The organism is Pseudomonas sp. LTJR-52, assembly GCF_003691465.1.
GTDB lineage: Bacteria > Pseudomonadota > Gammaproteobacteria > Pseudomonadales > Pseudomonadaceae > Chryseomonas > Chryseomonas luteola.
On the sequence record NZ_CP033105.1, the window covers coordinates 3,914,970 to 3,936,780 of the forward strand.

The following is a 21,811-nucleotide window of genomic DNA, read 5'->3' on the forward strand; positions in this document are numbered from 1 at the left end:
GGCGCTGGTTGCCTATAGCATTACTGCGGATTTGCCCGAGTAGTGGATAGCAGTGAGGCCAGGCTGGCAGCCTTGGGCTTCACCAACCAGAACTTGCGGAAATAATCATCCAGGTTTTCGAGCAGATAGTGTCCCCACTCACTGCCCGTTTCCTCGGCGTACTCTGTCAGCACGCGGCTCAGGTGACTGCGATAAGCCTCCATTGCCTCGTTGCTGATACGCTGAATTTCCACGAGTTCATGGTTAACACGGTCAACAAAGCTGTTATCCATGTCCAGCACGTAGGCGAAGCCGCCTGTCATACCGGAGCCGAAGTTGTAACCCGTCTTGCCCAGAACGCAGATGAAGCCACCGGTCATATATTCACAGCAGTGATCACCGGTTCCCTCGACGACCGCATGGGCGCCAGAGTTACGAACACCAAATCGCTCGCCCGCGGTACCCGCCGCAAACAGTTTGCCACCCGTGGCACCGTACAAGCAGGTGTTACCAATGATGGCCGACTCCTGACTCTTGAAGGCGCTACCCTTGGGCGGAGTGATGACCAGCTTGCCGCCTGTCATACCCTTGCCCACATAATCGTTGGCGTCACCCTCAAGATAGAGGTTCAGGCCACCGGCATTCCATACGCCAAAGCTCTGCCCTGCCGTTCCTGTAAAGCGGAACGTGATAGGCGCCGACGTCATACCCTGGTTGCCATGCTGACGAGCAATCTCACCGGATACACGTGCGCCAATGGAGCGGTCACAGTTGCTTACCTTCAGACTGAACTCACCGCCCGTCTTACCTTCGATAGCTGACTGGGCCAGGCGGACCATTTCCTCAGCCAGGAGACCCTGGTCAAATGGCGGGTTTTTCTCAACAAGGCAGTGCTGAGGCTTGTCTGCCGGAATATGGTCGCTACCCAGGAGTGGCGTCAAATCCAGGTTGTGCTGCTTGGCCGTTTCGCCAGGCAGGATCTCCAACAGATCGGTACGGCCAATCAATTCACCCAAGCTTCTTACACCCAGGCGCGCCAGCCACTCGCGTGTTTCTTCTGCTACAAAGGTGAAGAAGTTGGTCACCATTTCAACAGTACCGATGAAATGGTTCTTGCGCAGCTTATCGTTCTGGGTCGCCACGCCGGTAGCGCAGTTGTTCAGATGACAAATACGCAGGTACTTACAACCCAATGCAATCATCGGCGCGGTACCAAAGCCAAAGCTTTCTGCACCTAGAATCGCCGCCTTGATCACGTCGAGGCCGGTTTTGAGACCGCCATCGGTCTGTACGCGAACCTTTCCACGCAGGTCGTTGCCACGCAATGTCTGATGCGCCTCAGCCAGTCCCAACTCCCAAGGACTGCCCGCGTACTTGATGGACGTTACTGGTGATGCACCTGTACCACCGTCATAGCCGGAGATGGTAATCAGATCGGCATAAGCCTTAGCGACACCGGCCGCTACCGTACCAACGCCAGGCTCCGATACCAGTTTAACGGACACCAGCGCCTTTGGATTGACCTGCTTGAGATCAAAGATCAGCTGGGCCAAGTCCTCAATCGAGTAGATATCGTGATGGGGCGGAGGGGAAATCAGGGTTACGCCCGGTACGGCATAGCGCAACTGAGCAATCAGGCCATTCACCTTGCCGCCCGGCAGCTGGCCGCCTTCGCCCGGCTTGGCGCCCTGAGCCACCTTGATTTGCAGGACTTCGGCATTGACCAGGTATTCTGGCGTTACACCGAAACGTCCCGTAGCTACTTGCTTAATCTTGGAGCTTTTCAGCGTGCCGTAACGCGCCGGGTCTTCACCGCCCTCACCCGAGTTAGAGCGGCCGCCCAAGCGGTTCATTGCCTCGGCCAGCGCCTCATGCGCCTCTGGAGACAGGGCACCGAGCGAGATACCGGCGGCATCGAAACGCTTGAAAATGCTTTCCAGCGGCTCGACTTCTTCAAGCGCCAGCGGCGTGTCGCTGACCTTAACCTTGAGCAGGTCACGGATCATAGCTACGGGACGCTGGTCAACCAGGGCGGAATACTCACGGAACCGTGCATAGTCGCCTTGCTGAACAGCTGCCTGGAGCAGATTGACGACATCCGGGTTATACGCGTGATATTCACCACCGTAGACATACTTCAGCAAGCCGCCCTGCTGGATCGGCTTACGGTTGCTCCAGGCTTCGTTTGCCAGCAGCTTCTGCTCGACTTCGATGTCGGCAAAGCGGGCGCCCTGTATGCGGCTGGTGACGCCTGGGAAGCATAGATCCGTCACCTCACTGGACAGACCAACCGCCTCAAACAACTGGGCGCCACGGTAGGAAGCCACAGTGGAAATGCCCATCTTGGACAGGATCTTCAGCAGCCCTTTGGTGATTCCCTTGCGGTAGTACTTGAAGACCTCATAAAGATCACCCAGGACTTCGCCTGTACGGATCAGGTCGCCCAATACCTCATAGGCCAGGAAGGGATAAACCGCTGTCGCGCCAAAACCAATCAGCACCGCAAAGTGATGAGGATCGCGGGCAGTTGCGGTTTCAACCAAGATGTTGCAGTCGGTGCGCAGTCCGGTATGCACCAGGCGATGATGAACAGCACCTACTGCCAGGGACGCATGCACAGGCAGCTTGCCCGGCTCGATTGCACGGTCCGACAGTACAATCAGGACTTTTCCTGCACGAACCGCTTCCTCGGCCTGATCGGCAATATTTCGTACCGCCGCTTCCAGCCCCACGCTTTCATCATAGTTGAGATCAATGACGAAACGATCAAACCCGGGACGCTCCAGCGTCATCAGGGTACGCCACTTGGCGGGCGATATAACCGGCGAACTCAGGATTGCGCGGTTGGCATGTTCGGCCGTCTCCTCGAACACGTTGCGCTCGGCACCTAGACAAGTCTCGAGCGACATGACAATGGCTTCACGCAGCGGGTCGATAGGCGGGTTGGTCACCTGTGCAAACTGCTGCCGGAAGTAGTCATAGTTCGAACGGATACGCTTGGACAGCACGGCCATCGGTGTATCGTCACCCATGGAACCGACGGCTTCCTGCCCCTGCTCGGCCAATGGACGCAGCACTTGATCGCGTTCTTCGAACGTGACCTGGAACATTTTCATGTACTGACGCAGACGATCCGAATCGTAGAAAGGCGATCCATGATCCTTATCGTCCAATGTAGCCTGAATACGCAGGGCATTCTTGCGCAGCCACTGCTTATAAGGATGGCGTGATTTCAGACGGTTATCGATATCATCTGCCTCAAGCACCTGTCCGGTTTCGGTATCGACCGCGAGGATCTGACCCGGACCGACACGCCCCTTAGCAATCACGTCACTGGGTTCGTAATCCCAGACACCCACTTCCGAGGCCAGGGTGATATAGCCATTCTTGGTTGTTACCCAGCGGGCAGGACGCAAGCCGTTGCGATCAAGCAGGCAGACGGCATAGCGCCCGTCTGTCAAGACAACTCCAGCCGGACCATCCCATGGCTCCATGTGCATGGAGTTGAATTCATAGAATGCGCGAAGCCCTGAGTCCATCGTTTCGACGTTCTGCCAGGCTGGCGGAATGATCATGCGCACGGCACGGAACAGGTCCATTCCGCCGGTCACCAGCAATTCGAGCATGTTATCCATGCTTGAGGAGTCGGACCCTACGGTATTGACCAAATCACCCAGGCTATCCAGATCAGGAAGCAGCTCATTGACGAACTTGGTACGCCGCGCTCGGGCCCAGTTACGGTTGCCCGTGATGGTATTGATCTCGCCATTGTGCGCCAGGTAGCGGAACGGCTGCGCCAACGGCCACTTGGGCAGCGTGTTGGTCGAGAAGCGCTGATGGAACACGCAAATGGCAGTTTGCAGACGTTCATCGCCGAGGTCCGGGAAAAACGCAGCCAGATCTGCTGGCATCATCAAGCCTTTATAGATGATGACCTTACTGGACAAACTGCAGACATAATGCTCCGCATCGTTCTTGTTCAATACCGAAGAACGGCGGCGGGAAGTGAATAACTTTACGGCGAACTGCTGATCATCGAGACCTTCGCCGCTAATGAATACCTGCTCGATCTTAGGTAGGCGCTCAAGCGCCAAAGGTCCTAATACAGAGGTATCCACGGGAACCTTGCGCCACCCGACCACGGTAAGGCCAGCAGCAGCAAATTCGGAATTCATGTGGTTTCTGGCCACATCGGCCTTTTGGTCGTCCTGATTGAGGAAAACCATGCCAACGGCGTATTGGGCGGGTAGCTCAACGCCGAATGTTTCTAAAGCGACAGCGCGAAGGAACGCGTCGGGCTTTTGTATCAACAGACCGCAACCGTCGCCGGTTTTGCCGTCTGCATTGATACCGCCGCGATGCGTCATGCAGGTCAGGGCCTCGATGGCCGTTTGCAGCAAATGGTGACTCGCCTGGCCCTGCATATGGGCAATCAGGCCGAAGCCGCAGTTATCCTTGAACGTTTCAGGATTGTACAGGCCTGCTTTCATGGGAACTCTCACCGGCAATCTATTTCTAGTCAATCCACTTGTCACTGCCAGGCGCTTGGGCACGCTACTTTTACGGCAGGCAAAGGGATGACATTGTATACCGGATATCAGAGCAAGACAAAGTTTTTGTCGCGATCCTGAATCTTAGAGTCCTAAAAATGAAATACGCCCATGTCGCAAAATGATATATGCAACATGGGCGCTGTTTAAAGAATTATCGCGTTGAAGCGATATCCTGCTGGATGCTGGCAAACGTGCGAGGCCATGGCTTGGCCGACTGAACCTTGGCAGGCAATTGTTTCACAGCTGCCTCAGCTGCCGCACGGTTAGCGAAACTACCATAGGTCACAACATAAAGCGCCTTACCTTGGTACTGCTTTTTGAAATAACGATAATTGGCGCTATCGCTTTGCTGCTGAATAAAGGCTTGCGCACTGCTTTCAGAGCTGGTTCCTAACACCTGAAGCGCATAGTGCGTTCCACCCTGAGTGCTGTACCAGCCACCGCCATTGCCCTGAGCTGTCTTGGGTGTTTCCTGAGCTGCAGGCTTTGCCGGCGCAGGCTTGGGCTCAACCTTGACTTCAGGCTTGACCGGCGCAGAAGCAACCTGTCTGGGTGTTGTATGTACAGGCTCGGCTGGAGCAGGCGTTGCGGCCGGCGCCAGGGGACGCGTTGGAGCCGTTACACTGACAGGCGCCTGGGCAGAAGGCATCTCAGGTGGCGTTGAGGAAAAATCGTCTTCGCCAGACTGAATAGAGCCGCTCACGCCATTGCCTTCAGACTCCTCCTGCCCTGCTGCCTGAGCCAGCGGCTCACGGATGACGGGCTGGGCCTCACCGACCAAAGGCAACGGCAAAGGCTGGGAAGAACCATCGAAATTAATTGCCGTTCCCGACTTGCCATCCCCTTGGGATTGTTCGGTCCCGTCAGTCGAGGCCATCTTGGGCGATGAATCATTACCCTTCATGAGCAACGCCGCCAAGACACCGACAGCGATGACTGCCACAATGATCAGGTGCTTGCGAGGCAGGTTAGCCAATAGCTGTTGACCACCCTTGAATTTGCTACCACCACCGCCACGCTGACTCAGCATGCCGCTGATCAACACGTCTCGCGCAGCTTCGTTGATCTCCCCCGGCCATCCACCGGAGGTCTGGTGAATGGTCTCGATCTGCTCTGGCGTAAAAATATCAATACTTTGGCCAGCACCTTCCAGGCGCTGCGCCAGATACCCTTGAGTTTCCTCTTCGGTATAAGGCAAAAGCTCGATGGCGTGGTAGCGCTCCTCGCCTTGCGCAAGGCTTTCCAGCTTACCTGTCAGCTCGGCATCCCCAAACAGGAATACATGAGGGCGATTCTTCTCATCACCTTCTGCCAATGCCAACAGGGCTTCCAGTGCGTCATCATCCAACTCATGGGCATCGTCGACCAGAAAATAGACTTCCTGGCCAGTCAATGTCACTTGACCAACCTGAGATAGCACCGCTTCGATGCTCGCTTGAGGCGTGCCCAATCCCTGACTTAACTTGCGCAATAGTGTGTTCTTGTCCTGCACCTCACGTGCCGACACGACAACATTATGGACCGCATCCTTTTTGGTACTGGCAACAAGCGCCTGTCTCAGCAAGGTTTTCCCGCTTCCGGCAGGCCCTGTTACCGCAAGCAGAAGATGGCTATAGCGAGCAAGATGATGTAACTGCCCGAGAACCGTTTTGCGCTGGGCAGGATAAAACTTGAATCCTGGCACGCGTGGCGCAAAAGGATCGTGAGTAAATTCGTAATGGCCGAGGAAGGCCTCGTCGGCATGCAGACTGGACATAAGACTTCTTTCAATCTCCGAGCTGTTCCGCCAAAGCCTGATAATCGGCACTTAGCGTCTGCTTGAGGGTGTCATAAGGGAAATCACTGGTTACCACGGCCTCGCCCAACCGCTTGAGCAGCACAAGGCGCAACTGGCCATCCAGAACCTTTTTATCAACCGCCATGTATTTCATGAAATCGTCAGGCGACATGCTAGCAGGAGGAACGACAGGAAGCCCCGCACGCTTGAATAACCGTAGGGCTCGAATCTGATCATCACGGCTCAGCCAACCCAGACGACAAGACATTTCCAGCGCCATCGCCGTACCGGCAGCAACCGCCTCACCATGCAGCCATGAGCCATACCCTTGGTGCGCCTCGATTGCATGCCCAAACGTATGCCCCAAGTTCAGCGTGGCTCGAATGCCGGACTCCCGCTCATCCGCGCCAACCACATCAGCCTTCGCTGCACAGGAGCGCTCTATAGCCTCGCTCAGCTTGGATTGATCCAGCAAGCGTAATTGATCGATGCTTTCTTCCAGCCATACCAGGAAAGGCTCATCGCAGATCAGTCCATACTTGATAACCTCAGCAAGCCCAGCTGACAGCTCACGTTCAGGTAACGTAAGAAGGCTGGAGGTATCGATCACTACAGCCTTGGGTTGATAGAACGCGCCTACCATGTTCTTGCCAAGCGGATGATTGATTCCGGTTTTACCCCCCACGGAGGAATCCACCTGTGACAACAGAGTGGTTGGAACCTGAATGAAATCAATGCCCCGTTGATAACATGCGGCTGCAAACCCTGCCATGTCACCGATCACACCCCCGCCCAGGGCAATGATAGTGGTGGCACGGTCATGTTTGTCTTCAAGCAAGGCATCGAAGATTTTTTGTAGAACTTCCCATGTTTTATAGCGCTCTCCATCAGGCAGCACGACTGCGGTTACTTCTTTACCCTGCAGTGTGGCTTTGAGCTTTTCCAGATAAAGAGGCGCTACCGTCTCGTTGGTAACGACGGCGACCTTTCGGCCTTTTATGTAAGGCAGAATGTACTGCTGCTGGGACAGCACGTCCTGACCTATGAAGATGGGATAACTACGCTCGCCCAAATTGACGTTTAGTGTTCGCATAAATCCCCCCAATGAAAGGCCGCTAGGATAACGCAGAACGCCAGCGCCTTTAACGAGGGATGAGTGCTTTTAAACGCTCAAGTATTTGCTGAACGACCAGTCGAGGGGGCCGCTCGTCCGTTTCTATGATGGTAGTCGCTATCTCACGATAGAGCGGATCGCGAACAGCCATCAGATTACGCAAGACCTGCGCAGGATCAGGCGCCTGCAAAAGGGGGCGGTTCCGATCACGGGCCGTTCTTTCGATCTGCTGCTCGACGGAGGCATGTAAATAGATCACATGCCCGCTTGCTTTCAGGATGCGCCTGTTATCTTCATGCAGTACCGAGCCGCCTCCGGTAGCAAGCACCAGCCCTGATGATTTACAAAGGTCCTCCAGAACCAGGCGCTCCCGCTCACGGAAACCTTGCTCTCCCTCGACGTCAAAAATCCAGGGAATATTGGCCCCAGTCCGCTGCTCGATTTCCTTGTCAGCGTCCTTGAACGGCAAATGAAGCTCTTTGGCGAGTAGGCGCCCGATGGTGCTTTTACCAGCCCCCATCGGGCCCACGAGAAACACATTCAGCACTTCGATCAACGACCAACGGCAATAGCTTGGTTGTTCATGATACGCGGAGTGAGGAAGACAAGCAGCTCTACTTTTTCATCAGTAATTTCATCACGACGGAAAAGGCGGCCTACGTAAGGAACGTCACCTAGTAAAGGGACCTTGCTTGTCGACTTGCTTTGCGTATTTGAAAATACGCCACCAATAACAATGGTTTCTCCATCAGCTATTAGAACTTTGGCGTTTACCTCGTTTTTTGTAATTGGAGGTACGCCATTAACCTCATTGGTGTAATCAGGCGCATCCTTATTAACTTTAACTTCCATGATAATTCTATTATCAGGCGTAATTTGAGGTGTTACCTCTAATGACAGAGCTGCCTCTTTAAAAGAAACACTTGTTGCACCACTAGAGCTAGCTTCCTGATAAGGAATTTCTGTACCACGTAGAATCTTTGCTGTTTCCTTATCAGAAGTCACTACCTTGGGCTGCGAAACAATTTCTCCATTACCGCTTGCTTCCATAGCAGAAAGTTCAAGATCTAATGTGGTGTTGCTCGTCAGGAAACCGATACCCAATGTTGAGGTTGGGCTGCTTGCACCTAAATCGACAAAAGGAGTACTTGTACTAGTACCAGAGGCAGCAGCACCGCTAAGTGTAAAATTTCCATTCCCTGTACGTGATCCCGACCAATTAACACCTAACTGCTTATTATAATTCACATTAGCCTCGACAATCCTCGCTTGGATCATCACTTGACGAACCGGGATGTCGAGCTGGGAGACAATCCGTCTTAGTTCATCTAGGCGTTCCTGGGTTTGATAGGCAATGATGCTGTTTGTCCGATCGTCAACGGTAATGGAGCCACGCTCGCTTTGCCCCGCATCAGCCTTAGTGACCGACTGGAAGAGCTTAGCCATATCGGCGGCCTTAGCGTAGTTAACCTGGATCAGCTCTCTGCGTAGCGGCGCCAGCTCCTGAATCTGCTTTTGTGACTCCAATTCTTGGCGTTCACGCGCCGCAATCTCATCCGCTGGTGCAATCAACAGCACGTTGCCTATTTGTCGCTTGTCGAGTCCCTTGGTTTTCAGAACAAGGTCAAGCGCCTGATCCCACGGCACGTTTTGCAGGCGCAGCGTGATGTTGCCTTGTACAGTGTCACTGGCCACCAGGTTCAAACCGGTGAAGTCAGCAATTAACTGAAGGACCGAGCGAACATCGATATCCTGGAAATTCAGAGACAGTTTTTCACCGGTATAGGTGAAACGCTCAGCGGCACGTTGTTCCTTTTCCTTGGCAGTCAGCGGCTTGACGCTAATGGTCAGCTTGTTATCCGTCTGATAAGCCAAGTAGTCATATACGCCTGTAGGCTCAATTGTAATGACCGTGTCACCAGCCTGACTTGAGGCGTTTACAAACTGTACTGGCGTAGCAAAGTCTTTGACGTCAAGCCGAACACGTAGAGCATCAGGGAGCTGCGTCTTGCCGAAGTTAAGGCGAATCTTTCCACCCTGCTCCTGTATGTCAGGGCTGATGCCTGTTTCTGAAAGGTCAATGATAACGTTACCTTCTCCGTCATCACCTCGCTTGAAGTCAATATTCCTGATGGCCTTCCCAGCCAATCTCGGCACGCTGGAAAAGACACGGCCGGCAGGATTGGTTGCAGGCGCTGGGGCTTGCGCAGCACCGGAGCGCGGCAAGGATGGTGCCGGGACAGAAGCACTAGTCGTGCGAGCAGCCTGGTCGCCGCCAATGACAACGAACAGGTCGTTACCCTGAACGCGGGTCGAGTAAGGCGCCAATGCAGTCAGATTCACGATAAGACGCGTGCGGTCACCCGCCTCGACTACGGTAACGCTTCTGGCATTCCCCGACCCCAACTCCTTGTTGCGAACGCCTAGCTTGTTATTAACGCCAGGCAGATCCAAAGCGATGCGCGCAGGTTGCTCAATGGTATAGCCTTTGGGGGCTGTTACTGGCTGATCGAACGATAGTTTGAGTTCGACTCTGTCGCCCGGCAAAGAGGCCACATTCATGGCCTTGAGATCTGCCGCCAGCAGCAAAGAGGGACAGATTCCGCTCAAGAGTATGGCCAGCGTGAGGGCACTCTTCCCTGAGACCCTTTGTAGAATAGTTTTGTGCAACATCATGCCCCGTCCTTAAGAACTCTCTATTAGCGAAAGAGTACGGGGTCTTTCGAGCCAGCCGCCCTCTCCATCAGGAACGATCTCAATCACATCAATCTGACTTTCAGTAATGGAAACGATACGCCCATCGTTTCTACCTAGATAATCACCCACCTTAACGCGGTGAACCCCTCCAGCTCCTTTGATCAAGGCAAAACGACCTGATGCATTGGAAAGCGTGCCCACCATCTGGAAGGTTTCGATATTAAAGCCTTCCAGAAATTGTTTCGGCCTGGTTTCATCAGGCTTGATGTTCTTTGACCCTCTTTGCTTCGCCGTTAAATCAATTTTTATAGGTGGCTGGAATGGGCTGCGCATATCAGCCGCGCCATAAGCAAATGGCTCATAAGGCTGAAACTGGGGCAATGGCTCTATGCTCCCCTTCGGCCTTGCCCGAACTTCATCCATATAACTTTGAAGATCGGACACATCATCCCCGCCACCGCACCCTGACAGCGCAGCAAGCAAAAGCCCACATATCAGAATTCGGGCTCTCATTGGTGCAATCCCTTGTCGTTATAGCGATACGTCTTGGCCAGAATGTTCATTCGCAGCTGCGCTCCGCTGTCAGGCGATACACGGCTGATATCGAAATCATGCAACGTCACGATACGCGGCAGGCTTGAGGCACTGCTGACAAACGTCGCCAGATCGTGATAGCTCCCCACCACCGTGATCTGGATGGGCAACTCAACGTAGAACTGCTGTACGTTTTCAGGCAGCAAACGAATCTGCTCGAACTCAAGACCGCTTTTCAACCCGGTACGCGTAATATCTTCGAGCAGTGCAGGTACCTCTGTATCGCTGGGCAACTGACGCAGCATGGCACCAAATGACTCCTCCATTTCAGTCATTTGAACCTTGTACGCATCCAGGTTAGCGGCCTGAAATGCCTTGCTCCCAAATTGCTGTTTGAGGGTTTCTTCTTGAGCCTGCTTGTTTTCCAGCTCTGTCTGCATGTCCTTCAGATAGAAGTTATAGCCTAGCGCCAGCACCACAGCGACAATCAGAATGCAGGTAATCACCTTGGCTGCCGGGGGCCATGCACCCAGGTTATCCATATCAAGATCATTCAGATCGATCTTGCGAAGGCTTGCCAGAGTATCGGCCAAACTCATGACTTACCTCCTTGTGCGGGCACCGCAGGCGTTGGCACAGCCGGCTTTGTCTGTTTTACCGTCATTTGGAAGGTATTGTTCTGGTCAACTGCACCTGACGTCAGCGCCTTGACCTCTGTCAGATTAGGCGAAGCCAGCCATTCGGAATTTTCGAAGTTACGCATAAGGTTGGAAACGCGGTTGTTGGACTCCGCTTCACCAACAATGGAAATGGTATCGCCCTGCATCTTAAGGCCAGTGAAGTACACGCCATCCGGCAACGTGCGCACCAATTGATCAAACACATGGCCAATGACAGGCCTGTTACCCTGCAAATCCTGAATGATCTTCATTCGTTCAAGGAGCTGTTGTCTGCGTGTTTTCAGCTCACTGATTTCCTTGATACGAGAGTCCAGAACGGCAATTTCGCCTTGTATATAGGCATTACGGGCGTCCTGGTTCTCAATTGCAGAGGTAAAGTACTTATCACCTAGAAAGATGATTGCGGCCGACAGGACAAACATCCCGCCAATAACCACCAGAAAGCGCTTCTTACGCTCTTCCCTTAGCTGTTCACGCCAAGGTAACAAGTTGATATGGGCCATCAGTCGAAGCTCCTCATAGCCAGACCGCAGGCAATCATGAGCGCCGGAGCGTCACTGGCCAGAGCACTTGCATTGACTTTGCTATTTAGCGTCATATCAGCAAACGGATTAGCAACTAGGGTCGGAGTGCCAATTTTCTGTTGGATCAGCCGATCCAGGCCGGAAATTGACGCGGTTCCTCCCGCAAGCAAGATATAGTCCACATCATTGTATTGTCCGGCTGCAAAGAAGAATTGCAGTGAGCGGGCAACCTGCTGGACAACCGCATCCCGGAAGGGGGTCAATACTTCGACCTGATAATCATCAGGCAGTCCACCCTGCTTTTTGGCAAGACCGGCTTCCTCAATGGACAGTCCGTAACGGCGTTGGATTTCCTCGGTCAGCTGCCGTCCGCCAAAGAGCTGCTCGCGCGTATAAATGGTACGGCCATTATGCAGAACGCTAAGGGTAGTCATCGTGGCGCCAATATCAACAATCGCAACCGTCAATTCATCGACATTACCGCCTAGCTGCCCGGCCATTAGCGTATAAGCACGCTCAAGAGCATAAGCTTCTACATCAATAACCTTGGCAGAAAGCCCGGCCAACGCTAACGCGGCCTCACGAACTTCAACGTTTTCCTTACGACATGCCGCAAGGAGTACTTCAACACGGCCTGGATTACGCGCCGACTGCCCTTGAACCTCGAAGTCAATCGCCACTTCCTCAAGGGGATAAGGAATATACTGATCCGCCTCAAGCTTGATCTGGTTTTCAAGCTCGTCATCCGAAAGACCCGCATCCATTTCGATGGTCTTTGCAATAACAGCCGAACCCGCTACCGCCACTGCTGCATTTCGAGCATTCGTTCGAGCCTTGGCCAGAACCCGACCCAGCGCTTGCCCTACGCCTTCAAGCTCGGCAATGTTCTTTTCCACCACGGCGTTTGGCGGCAACGGCTCAACGGCATAGGCTTCGACCCTATACCGTCCACCAGCACGACTCAGCTCAAGCAACTTGACAGACGTTGAGCTGATATCGATTCCCAGTAGCGTATTCGTCTTCTTTTTGAATAGCCCTAGCACAACAGTTTCCCTATCTGTATTCGCCACGCATTGGGCGATTCGTATTCATCGGCATTAGCTGGCAGACTTGACATACGCGCAAATAGCGATCTGTCCCAAAAACTGCCTATAATGCGCCTACTTCTTGGCTCGCAAAATTGTTGCCAGATTCACTTCTTTATAGCTGAAAAAGCCATATCCAATGCGTTTGTTAAAATTTATCTGGTGGTCTTGCCTTGGCATCGTCTGCAGCGTCTTTCTTGGGCTTAGCGGCGCCTTCCTCTACCTTAGCCCGAGCCTACCCTCGGTAGATGCCCTGCGGAACGTGCAGTTGCAGATCCCCCTTCGCATTTACAGCGCAGATGGAAAGCTGATTGCCGAATTTGGAGAAATGCGGCGCTCGCCTTTACGTTTCTCCGAAATCCCCCCGGATTTCATCCATGCGCTTCTTTCGGCTGAGGACGACAATTTTGCCAACCACTACGGTGTAGACGTTAAAAGTCTGATGCGTGCCGTAGCACAATTGGTCAAAACAGGTCACATTCAGACCGGCGGCAGCACCATCACTATGCAGGTGGCCAAGAACTATTTCCTGACCAGCGAACGCAGTTTTTCACGTAAATTCACCGAGATACTGTTGGCCTTGCAAATTGAGCGCCAGCTTACAAAGGATGAAATTCTGCAGCTCTATGTCAACAAGATTTATCTAGGCAACCGCGCCTATGGAATCGAGGCAGCTGCACAGGTGTACTACGGCAAATCAATCAATGAGCTGACGCTAGCGCAGAAAGCGATGATTGCCGGCCTGCCAAAAGCACCGTCACGCTATAACCCGATCGTAAACCCCGAGCGCAGCAAGGAGAGACGAAACTGGATTCTCGAGCGGATGCTAAAGCTGGGTTATATCGATCAACGCGCCTACGAAACGGCCGTGGCTGAAGCTATCGACGCCTACCATCACGTCGCCGTACCGGAGCTCGCAGCGCCCTATGTCGCTGAGATGGCTCGAGCGGAAATGGTGGGACGGTATGGTAGCGATGCCTATACAGAGGGTTATAAGGTTACGACGACTATCGATAGCCACCTGCAGAACGTTGCCAATGCCGCCGTGCGCAACGGCTTGATCGACTATGACCAGCGCCACGGCTATCGTGGAGCTGAAGCGCATTATCCGAACAAGTCGCGCAGTGAATGGTTAAGCCTGCTGCAATCCCATCGTACTGTTGGAGGGTTGGAGCCAGCCATTGTCACCCAGACCGAAAAAAGCGGCATATTGGTTCTGACAGCAAACGACAAGGAAGAAGCTATCGCTTGGGAAAACATGAAATGGGCTCGCCCTTATATCAGCGCCAATAGCATGGGACCCAAGCCGAATACGCCCAGCGATGTCGTAAAGGTGGGTGATCTGATCCGTATCCTGCGTCAAGAAGATGGCAGCTTACGGTTTGTTCAAGTTCCCAAGGCCCAAAGCGCGCTGGTATCGCTTGATCCACAAGACGGTGCCACTCAGGCCTTGGTTGGCGGATTCTCGTTCGAGCAGAGTAATTACAATCGCGCCATTCAGGCCCGCCGCCAGCCGGGCTCGAGCTTCAAACCGTTCATTTACAGTGCTGCACTGGAGAAAGGCTATACCGCCGCCTCCCTCGTTAATGATGCACCTATCGTGTTCATGGATAGCAGCATGGACGAAGCTTGGCGTCCAAAAAACGATACAAATACTTTTCTGGGCCCTATCCGGCTGCGCGAGGCACTGTATCGCTCGCGCAACCTGGTCTCCATTCGCCTTCTGCAGGCCATTGGTATCGATTATGCGATTAACTATGTAACCCGCTTCGGCTTTGAAAAGGATCTTCTGCCACGCAACCTTTCACTGGCGTTAGGTACACCCGGCCTTACGCCAATGGAAATTGCAAATGGTTGGACAGCTTTTGCAAACGGCGGCTACAAGGTCAACTCTTACATTATCTCGAAGGTTGAAAGTCGCGACGGACAACTGCTTTATCAGGCTAATCCGCCACGTGTTCCGCAGAACGCAAATACTGCGGCAGCTGCTCCGGAGAATGTTCAGGTAACACCTGCCAGCGTAACCAATGCTAACGGCACAATGAGCCAGACACCCGCCATTGCACCGCAAATTATTGATCCGCGTAACGCCTATATCATGACCAGCATGCTGCAGGATGTGATCAAGCGCGGCACGGGTCGTCGAGCGCTTGAACTGAAGCGCGGGGACTTAGCAGGTAAAACCGGAACGACAAACGACTCAAAAGACACGTGGTTCTCAGGATATAACGCTGATTACGTTACTACGGTATGGGTAGGTTTTGATCAGCCCGACACCCTGGGTCGTCATGAGTTTGGCGGTAATGTGGCACTTCCCATCTGGATGCAGTACATGGGCAGTGCTTTGGAAGGCAAACCCGACCACCTGCCAGCGGAACCACCGGGAATTGCCACCCTGCGCATTGATCCTGTCAGTGGCCGAGCGGCTCCGCCTGGTACCCCTGACGCGTACTTCGAGCTGTTCAAGAATGAAGACACACCGCCGCCCATGGATGAGCTAGGCCCAGGCAGCTCGCCTGGCACGCCACTTCCGTCCGATGAGTCCGCCCCAATGGACCTGTTCTAAGGACAATAAAAAACCCCGCCTAGGCGGGGTTTTTTATTGTCCTGATTAGTGACTAAAAACGTCACTAACCGACTTGAGCGGATAGTGTGCCGGGTATGCACGGGTCGCTACGCCCGACTCAATAGCCGCTTTGGCGACTGCATCGGAGACCACTGTGATCAGACGAGGATCCATGGGCTTTGGAATGATATATCCACGGCCAAAGCTCAACTCATCAACACCATAGGCCTCACATACCTCCTTCGGCACTGGAAGCTTGGCAAGATCCCGTAGCGCATGAGCCGCTGCAATCTTCATTTCTTCATTGATAACCGTAGCCCGCACATCCAGTGCGCCTCGGAAAATGAAGGGGAAACCCAACACGTTGTTCACCTGGTTCGGATAGTCGGAACGGCCAGTGGCCATAATGACATCTGAACGGGTTTCATGAGCCAATTCCGGCTTGATCTCCGGATCCGGGTTAGAGCAGGCGAATACGATGGGATTCGGCGCCATGCGCTGCAAATCCTCAGCGCTCAGCAGGTTCGCACCAGACAGACCAACGAAGACATCAGCGCCATCCAGCGCGTCAGATAAGGTACGCTTGTCAGTCTCGGTCGCAAAGATAGCCTTGTACTGGTTGAGATCGGTACGACCAGAATGGATCACACCCTGACGATCCAGCATGAAAATATTTTCGACCTTGGCTCCCATGCTAATTAGCAGCTTCATGCAGGAAATGGCTGCCGCACCTGCCCCCAGGCAAACGATCTTGGCATCTTCTAAATTCTTGCCAGCAATCTCCAACGCGTTCAGCATGCCGGCCGCGGTCACGATAGCCGTACCGTGCTGATCATCATGAAAAACCGGAATATTGCACTGGTCGATCAGAGCCTTTTCGATCTCGAAGCACTCAGGCGCTTTGATGTCTTCCAGGTTGATACCGCCAAAGGTAATGGAAATACGCTTTACGGTATCAATGAACGCCTGTGGACTTTCGGCATCGACTTCGATATCGAACACGTCGATACCGGCAAAGCGCTTGAACAGGACACCCTTGCCTTCCATAACCGGCTTTGACGCCAATGGTCCCAGATTACCCAGACCAAGGATGGCTGTACCGTCAGAGATCACAGCAACCAGGTTACCTTTACCGGTGTACTGGTAGGCGAGCTCGGCATCACGAGCGATTTCGCGGACAGGCTCTGCTACACCCGGGCTGTAAGCCAGAGATAGATCACGAGCGGTAGCGGTAGGCTTGGTCAGTTCAACGCTCAACTTACCTGGACGGGGTTGAGCATGGTATTCGAGAGCGGCTGTTTTCAAGTCAGACATTATAAGTATCCGCTATGGCGTGTTGGGTCAAAAGTGGATGGAGGATACGCAAGAAGATTACGCCCCACAAGCAATGGCCCCAATAGTCAATAGCTGTTGTATACGACTTTAGGCCAATCCTGTGTAGCCTTCATCCACATGTAACGAGACGAACCGCCTTGAGGCTAAACGTGCCTTGCAAGACAGGCTCAGGTAGATCGGAACATCGATAACAGGCGTGAACGGTTTGTTCTGCCAGCAGCGCATTGCAAGGGTAACAGCCAGCATTTCAAACCTGACTGCGACAATGCCCTATCGCGTACATGTTCTCATTGTGTGAGGTTGCAGAGCGGCTACGGGATGGGTGAGCCAAGCTCGTGAACTGATTATGCGTCATCAATGCGGATTTGACACCTGCCCCAATGTCACAGCCGACCTTGACAATACAATTCGTCTTTTGCAAGGCAATAAAAAAGGCGTCCATATGGACGCCTTTTGGTCGATCGCTCAGGTACGACATGAGCGATCAAACGTATTACTTCTGAGCAGTACCGAAAACACCGAAGCGCTGCTTGAAGCGATCGATACGACCACCTGCATCCAGCACCTTCTGCTTACCTGTATAGAACGGGTGGCATTCAGAGCACACGTCCAGGTTGATGTTCTTAGCCAGTGTGGAGCGCGTCTTGATGACATTGCCACAGCTGCAGCTTGCTTCGATATTAGTATACGTAGGATGAATATCGGCTTTCATTACGAAATCCTCGAGTTCGTGCCGTGCCGCCACCCGGCGTCATTGCCGAATACCGCACGGATAATAGGCCGCGCATCATAACAGAGGCTTACGACGATGCAAGCCGTTACGTCTACCAATGGTCTGCTAATATCTGCCTCTTTTTGCCTCCGAGTCCAGACGTGTCTGAAGTCCTGCTGCGCCTTGCGCTGCCCTCTCCTTTACGCCGGCTATTCGACTACCGAGCGCCAGCCGGTGTCGACGCCTCGGAACTGATCCCAGGTGTTCGGCTACGCGTACCCTTTGGGCGCAGGGAGATCGTGGGCATTCTGGTGCAGATCGTGTCCGAAACCGATGTTCCGCGAGATAAACTAAAGCCCGCCATTGCGCTGTTGGATACCACCCCCCCAATGCCGGCCAGCCTGATCGAGCTTTGCAAGTGGGCAGCCCAGTATTACCAGCACAGCCTGGGCGATACCTTTACGTGTGCCCTGCCAGGACTCCTGCGACAGGGCGACCCTGCCGAGCGGCGGGTCCAGCGGTTCTGGATAGCCAGGCCTGAAGCTGATGTATCGGACCCACGCCTGGTACGAGCGCCACGCCAGCGCGAAGCCTTGAAAGTCGTCAAACAGCACCCACATGGCGTTGCCCATGAATTGCTCAGCCAGCTCGGCCTTGCCAAGGATGCACTCGATACCTTGCAGGCAAAGGGACTGGTCGATGTCGAGTCCCGCCAAATCATGCCAGCCAAACATCACGGCGCCTGGCTGGCACAAGCAGAACTCCCATTCAACCACGAGCAGCGTATTGCCTACGAAGCGGTCAAAGCGAGACTTGGTAGCTTTCACTGCTTTTTATTGGATGGTGTGACGGGAAGCGGCAAAACCGAGGTTTATCTTCAGCTCATACGCCGGACACTCGAAACAGGACGGCAGGCCTTGGTCCTGATCCCGGAAATCAACCTGGGACCACAAACACTGTCCCGCTTCGAGAAACGCTTCAATGCCCGTATCGTGCTGATCCACTCGGCGCTTACCGACCGGGAGCGCACGGACGCCTGGTTGGCTGCACGCGACGGCGATGTCGATATCGTCATAGGAACACGCTCCGCCCTTTTCACTCCGCTGAAAAACCCAGGCCTTATCATTGTCGATGAAGAGCACGATGCGTCTTATAAACAGCAGGAAGGCTTGCGCTACCATGCCCGCGACCTAGCTGTCGTCAGGGCTCGGCTTGAAAGAGTCCCGCTGCTTCTAGGCTCCGCTACTCCTTCCTTGGAAAGTCTTCATAACGCTGAAATCGGTCGCTATGGCCTGCTTCGCCTCACTCAGCGTGCCGGCAGTGCTACTGCCCCAAAGTTTCAGCGCCTGGATGTCAGGAGCCGCCCTCTTGATTCAGGTCTCTCACAGCCATTGGCGCAAGCGATTGGCGACACGCTGAGCAAGGGCCAACAGGTCCTGGTCTTTTTAAATCGCCGTGGCTTTGCGCCTACGCTGCTGTGTCATGACTGCGGCTGGATCGCCCAGTGTCCACGCTGCGATGCCCGTATGACCATTCACCAGCGGTCAGGCGAGCTGCGTTGTCACCATTGCGATCATCGTCAACGCCCGTCACAACACTGTCCTGCCTGCGGCAAGCTGGATCTACGCCCATTGGGTGCAGGTACGGAGCGTGCGGAAGAGCGGCTTCGGATTCTCTTCCCGCAATTTCCAGTGTTGCGTATCGATCGGGATAGCACCATGCGCAAGGATGCCATGGCCAATATCTTCTCCATCATTCAGCGCGGCGAGCCCTGCATCCTGGTAGGAACACAAATGCTGGCCAAGGGGCATCATTTCCCCCGCGTCACGCTGGTAGCTATCCTGGATGCCGATGGGGGCCTCTTTTCAGCAGATTTTCGTGCCAGCGAGCGCATGGCCCAACAAGTGGTTCAGGTAGCCGGTCGCTCAGGCCGTGCCGAAGTACAGGGTCAAGTGTTGATTCAGACTCATCTGGCGGATCATCCCCTGCTGGTACAGCTAACCGAGCAAGGGTACGTCGCCTTCGCCCAGCAAGCCCTGGCAGAACGTCGTGCAGCCGGTCTTCCCCCGTTTACTCACCTGGCGCTGTTACGTGCCGAAGCCTACAAGCCTGGACAGGCAGAAGAGTTCCTGGAGCTGGCCTATGCTGAAGCTGATCAGCTGGCAGCAGAGCTGGACTTGCCCCATATTGAGCTTCTCGGTCCTATCCCCGCGCCCATGGAACGTCGGGCGGGCCGCTTTCGTGCACAGCTTTTATTACAAGCATCACTCCGGGCCCCGCTTCACCGGTTACTGACCAGCTGGGTCTTACGTCTGGAAAATCTGCCAGCCGGAAGGCAGGTGCGTTGGTCACTGGACGTTGATCCCATAGATCTTTATTAGGACTTTTTTCACCTTAATTTCGGGCTCCGCAGGCCTCAATGACGTCTACACGTTGGCAAGTGATCCTAGCCTGCGGATAATGCAGGGTTTTCATTACGCGCCCAGGCGCGAGCCAAAGGCCAGACGATCATGAAAGACACTATTCGACAGCTTATTCAGAACGCCTTGGAGCGCCTTACTGCCGAAGGCATCTTGCCAGATGGTCTGACGCCGACCATCCAGGTCGAAAATACCAAGGACAAAAGTCATGGCGACTTTGCGAGCAATATCGCCATGATGCTGGCAAAACCTGCCGGCATGAAACCCCGCGATCTTGCAGAAAAACTGATTGCAGCCCTGCCTGCCGACCCGAGCGTCAGCCAGGTGCAGATTGCAGGCCCGGGTTTTCTGAACTTCTTCCAGAATCACGAGCAACTGGCCCAGCGCCTGGATGATGCGCTGGCTGATACGCATCTGGCCATTCAGAAGGCCGCGCCCAAACAGCGGGTTGTTGTAGACCTCTCCTCTCCCAACCTGGCCAAGGAAATGCACGTGGGCCACCTGCGCTCCACCATTATTGGTGACGCTGTTGCACGTGTACTCGAATTTCTAGGGGATGATGTTATCCGGCAAAATCATGTCGGCGACTGGGGAACCCAGTTCGGCATGCTCCTCGCCTATCTTGAAGAACAGCCTGCGGCAGCTGAAAGCGAGCTTTCCGACCTAGAAACATTTTATCGAGCCGCCAAGAAGCGCTTCGATGAGTCTCCTGAATTTGCCGATCGCGCTCGCGAGCTGGTCGTCAAGCTGCAAGCGGGCGATGAAGCCTGCCTGAAACTATGGCACCGCTTCAATGAGATCTCCCTGAGCCACTGCCAGAAGGTCTATGACCGCCTGAACGTCAAACTCACGCCTGCGGACGTAAAAGGAGAGAGCGCCTACAACAGCGAGCTACCTGGTATCGTGACCGAACTCGATGCCAAGGGCCTGCTTACCGAAAGCGATGGCGCCCGCTGCGTTTTCCTTGAAGAGTTCAAGAATGCGGAAGGCAATCCACTTCCGGTGATCGTGCAGAAGGCAGGAGGCGGCTACCTGTACGCCACGACCGATCTGGCAGCCATGCGCTACCGTAGCCAGGCTCTGAATGCCGATCGAGTCCTTTACTTTGTCGACCAGCGCCAAGCATTGCACTTCCAGATGGCCTTTGAAGTTGCTCGTCTGGCTGGTTTCGTTGCCCCATCCATGAGTCTTGAACATATGGGGTTCGGGACCATGAATGGCGCAGATGGCCGCCCTTTCAAGACGCGCGACGGCGGCACGGTCAAGCTGATCGACCTGCTTGATGAGGCAGAAGAGCGCGCCTACACCTTGGTCAAGGAAAAAAACCCCTCCCTGGAAGAAACCGAGCTGCGTGAAATTGCTCGCGCAGTGGGTATCGGCGCCGTCAAATACGCAGATCTGTCCAAGCACAGAACAAGTGACTACAGCTTCAATTTCGAGCTGATGCTCAGCTTTGAAGGCAATACGGCACCCTATCTGCTCTACGCCTATACCCGCGTCGCCAGTATCTTCCGCAAGCTTGGCCAGGGGTACGATGAGGTCGAAGGCCAGATTCGCCTGGAAGCTCCTCAGGAGCAAGATCTGGGTGCTCGTCTGGCCCAGTTTGGCGAAACCCTGAATTCGGTAGCGGAGAAAGGGGTGCCGCATCTTCTATGCGCCTATCTCTACGACATTGCCGGTCTCTTCTCCAGCTTTTACGAAAACTGCCCCATTCTCAGCGCAGAAGATCCTGCTCAACGGCAAAGCCGCCTACGCCTGGCCGCCTTGACCGGGCGCACCCTTAAACAAGGTCTCGAACTGCTAGGCCTGAATACACTGGAACGTATGTAAACGGA

The 21,811-nt window shown here is 54.1% G+C and carries 14 protein-coding genes; 3 read left to right on the forward strand and 11 right to left on the reverse strand.

Annotated features, from left to right (window positions below; genetic code table 11):
* Positions 1–20 precede the first annotated feature (20 nt).
* From gltB to EAW52_RS18265, 9 genes are all read right to left on the reverse strand, one after another.
* Positions 21–4,469, reverse strand: coding sequence for a glutamate synthase large subunit (gene gltB / locus EAW52_RS18225; protein ID WP_122043466.1), 4,449 nt, complete (start codon positions 4,467–4,469; stop codon positions 21–23).
* A 214-nt stretch (positions 4,470–4,683) separates the two neighbouring features.
* The gene (locus EAW52_RS18230) at positions 4,684–6,288 is read right to left on the reverse strand and encodes an SPOR domain-containing protein (RefSeq protein WP_122043467.1); all 1,605 of its coding nucleotides are present in this window, start codon (positions 6,286–6,288) and stop codon (positions 4,684–4,686) included.
* Between the two features lie 10 nt (positions 6,289–6,298).
* Positions 6,299–7,402 carry a 3-dehydroquinate synthase gene (gene aroB, locus EAW52_RS18235; RefSeq protein WP_122043468.1) on the reverse strand — a complete coding sequence of 368 codons (1,104 nt, stop codon included), beginning with the start codon at positions 7,400–7,402 and terminating at the stop codon, positions 6,299–6,301.
* Positions 7,403–7,451: 49 nt separating this feature from the next.
* Positions 7,452–7,970 carry a shikimate kinase AroK gene (aroK, locus tag EAW52_RS18240; protein WP_026003701.1) on the reverse strand — a complete coding sequence of 173 codons (519 nt, stop codon included), beginning with the start codon at positions 7,968–7,970 and terminating at the stop codon, positions 7,452–7,454.
* A gap of 5 nt (positions 7,971–7,975) precedes the next feature.
* The gene (gene pilQ, locus EAW52_RS18245; RefSeq protein ID WP_162997778.1) at positions 7,976–10,096 is read right to left on the reverse strand and encodes a type IV pilus secretin PilQ; all 2,121 of its coding nucleotides are present in this window, start codon (positions 10,094–10,096) and stop codon (positions 7,976–7,978) included.
* Between the two features lie 12 nt (positions 10,097–10,108).
* On the reverse strand, positions 10,109–10,633 hold the full coding sequence (pilP, locus tag EAW52_RS18250; protein WP_122043470.1) for a type 4a pilus biogenesis lipoprotein PilP: 525 nt from the start codon (positions 10,631–10,633) through the stop codon (positions 10,109–10,111).
* Positions 10,630–11,253, reverse strand: coding sequence for a type 4a pilus biogenesis protein PilO (gene pilO, locus EAW52_RS18255; protein ID WP_019363987.1), 624 nt, complete (start codon positions 11,251–11,253; stop codon positions 10,630–10,632). Before pilO ends, pilP begins: the two co-directional genes overlap by 4 nt.
* The gene (locus EAW52_RS18260) at positions 11,250–11,837 is read right to left on the reverse strand and encodes a PilN domain-containing protein (protein WP_122043471.1); all 588 of its coding nucleotides are present in this window, start codon (positions 11,835–11,837) and stop codon (positions 11,250–11,252) included. Before EAW52_RS18260 ends, pilO begins: the two co-directional genes overlap by 4 nt.
* Positions 11,837–12,901 (reverse strand): pilus assembly protein PilM, encoded by a 1,065-nt coding sequence (locus tag EAW52_RS18265; RefSeq protein ID WP_019363985.1) that lies wholly within the window; start codon positions 12,899–12,901, stop codon positions 11,837–11,839. Before EAW52_RS18265 ends, EAW52_RS18260 begins: the two co-directional genes overlap by 1 nt.
* Before the next feature lie 181 nt (positions 12,902–13,082).
* Between EAW52_RS18265 and EAW52_RS18270 the strand changes: the two genes are divergently transcribed.
* Positions 13,083–15,509 (forward strand): penicillin-binding protein 1A, encoded by a 2,427-nt coding sequence (locus tag EAW52_RS18270; protein ID WP_122043472.1) that lies wholly within the window; start codon positions 13,083–13,085, stop codon positions 15,507–15,509.
* Positions 15,510–15,554: 45 nt separating this feature from the next.
* Here the strand turns inward: EAW52_RS18270 and EAW52_RS18275 are convergent, their stop codons facing one another.
* Together EAW52_RS18275 and rpmE are read right to left on the reverse strand one after the other, a co-directional pair.
* Positions 15,555–16,823 carry a malic enzyme-like NAD(P)-binding protein gene (locus EAW52_RS18275; protein WP_074823157.1) on the reverse strand — a complete coding sequence of 423 codons (1,269 nt, stop codon included), beginning with the start codon at positions 16,821–16,823 and terminating at the stop codon, positions 15,555–15,557.
* Positions 16,824–17,337: 514 nt separating this feature from the next.
* Positions 17,338–17,556 (reverse strand): 50S ribosomal protein L31, encoded by a 219-nt coding sequence (gene rpmE / locus EAW52_RS18285; RefSeq protein ID WP_010797026.1) that lies wholly within the window; start codon positions 17,554–17,556, stop codon positions 17,338–17,340.
* Between the two features lie 161 nt (positions 17,557–17,717).
* Between rpmE and EAW52_RS18290 the strand changes: the two genes are divergently transcribed.
* Complete coding sequence (locus tag EAW52_RS18290) at positions 17,718–19,937, forward strand: primosomal protein N' (protein WP_122044860.1); 2,220 nt, start codon at positions 17,718–17,720, stop codon at positions 19,935–19,937.
* A gap of 129 nt (positions 19,938–20,066) precedes the next feature.
* Positions 20,067–21,806: an arginine--tRNA ligase gene (argS, locus tag EAW52_RS18295; protein WP_122043473.1), complete on the forward strand. Its 1,740-nt coding sequence runs from the start codon at positions 20,067–20,069 to the stop codon at positions 21,804–21,806.
* The last annotated feature ends 5 nt before the right edge of the window (positions 21,807–21,811 follow it).

Coding starts and splice junctions, on each gene's coding strand:
- gltB (WP_122043466.1), bottom strand. CDS start 4,469: ATGAAAGCAGGCCTGTACAATCCTGAAACGTTCAAGGATAACTGCGGC.
- EAW52_RS18230 (WP_122043467.1), bottom strand. CDS start 6,288: ATGTCCAGTCTGCATGCCGACGAGGCCTTCCTCGGCCATTACGAATTT.
- aroB (WP_122043468.1), bottom strand. CDS start 7,402: ATGCGAACACTAAACGTCAATTTGGGCGAGCGTAGTTATCCCATCTTC.
- pilQ (WP_162997778.1), bottom strand. CDS start 10,096: ATGTTGCACAAAACTATTCTACAAAGGGTCTCAGGGAAGAGTGCCCTC.
- pilP (WP_122043470.1), bottom strand. CDS start 10,633: ATGAGAGCCCGAATTCTGATATGTGGGCTTTTGCTTGCTGCGCTGTCA.
- pilO (WP_019363987.1), bottom strand. CDS start 11,253: ATGAGTTTGGCCGATACTCTGGCAAGCCTTCGCAAGATCGATCTGAAT.
- EAW52_RS18260 (WP_122043471.1), bottom strand. CDS start 11,837: ATGGCCCATATCAACTTGTTACCTTGGCGTGAACAGCTAAGGGAAGAG.
- EAW52_RS18270 (WP_122043472.1), top strand. CDS start 13,083: ATGCGTTTGTTAAAATTTATCTGGTGGTCTTGCCTTGGCATCGTCTGC.
- EAW52_RS18275 (WP_074823157.1), bottom strand. CDS start 16,823: ATGTCTGACTTGAAAACAGCCGCTCTCGAATACCATGCTCAACCCCGT.
- rpmE (WP_010797026.1), bottom strand. CDS start 17,556: ATGAAAGCCGATATTCATCCTACGTATACTAATATCGAAGCAAGCTGC.
- argS (WP_122043473.1), top strand. CDS start 20,067: ATGAAAGACACTATTCGACAGCTTATTCAGAACGCCTTGGAGCGCCTT.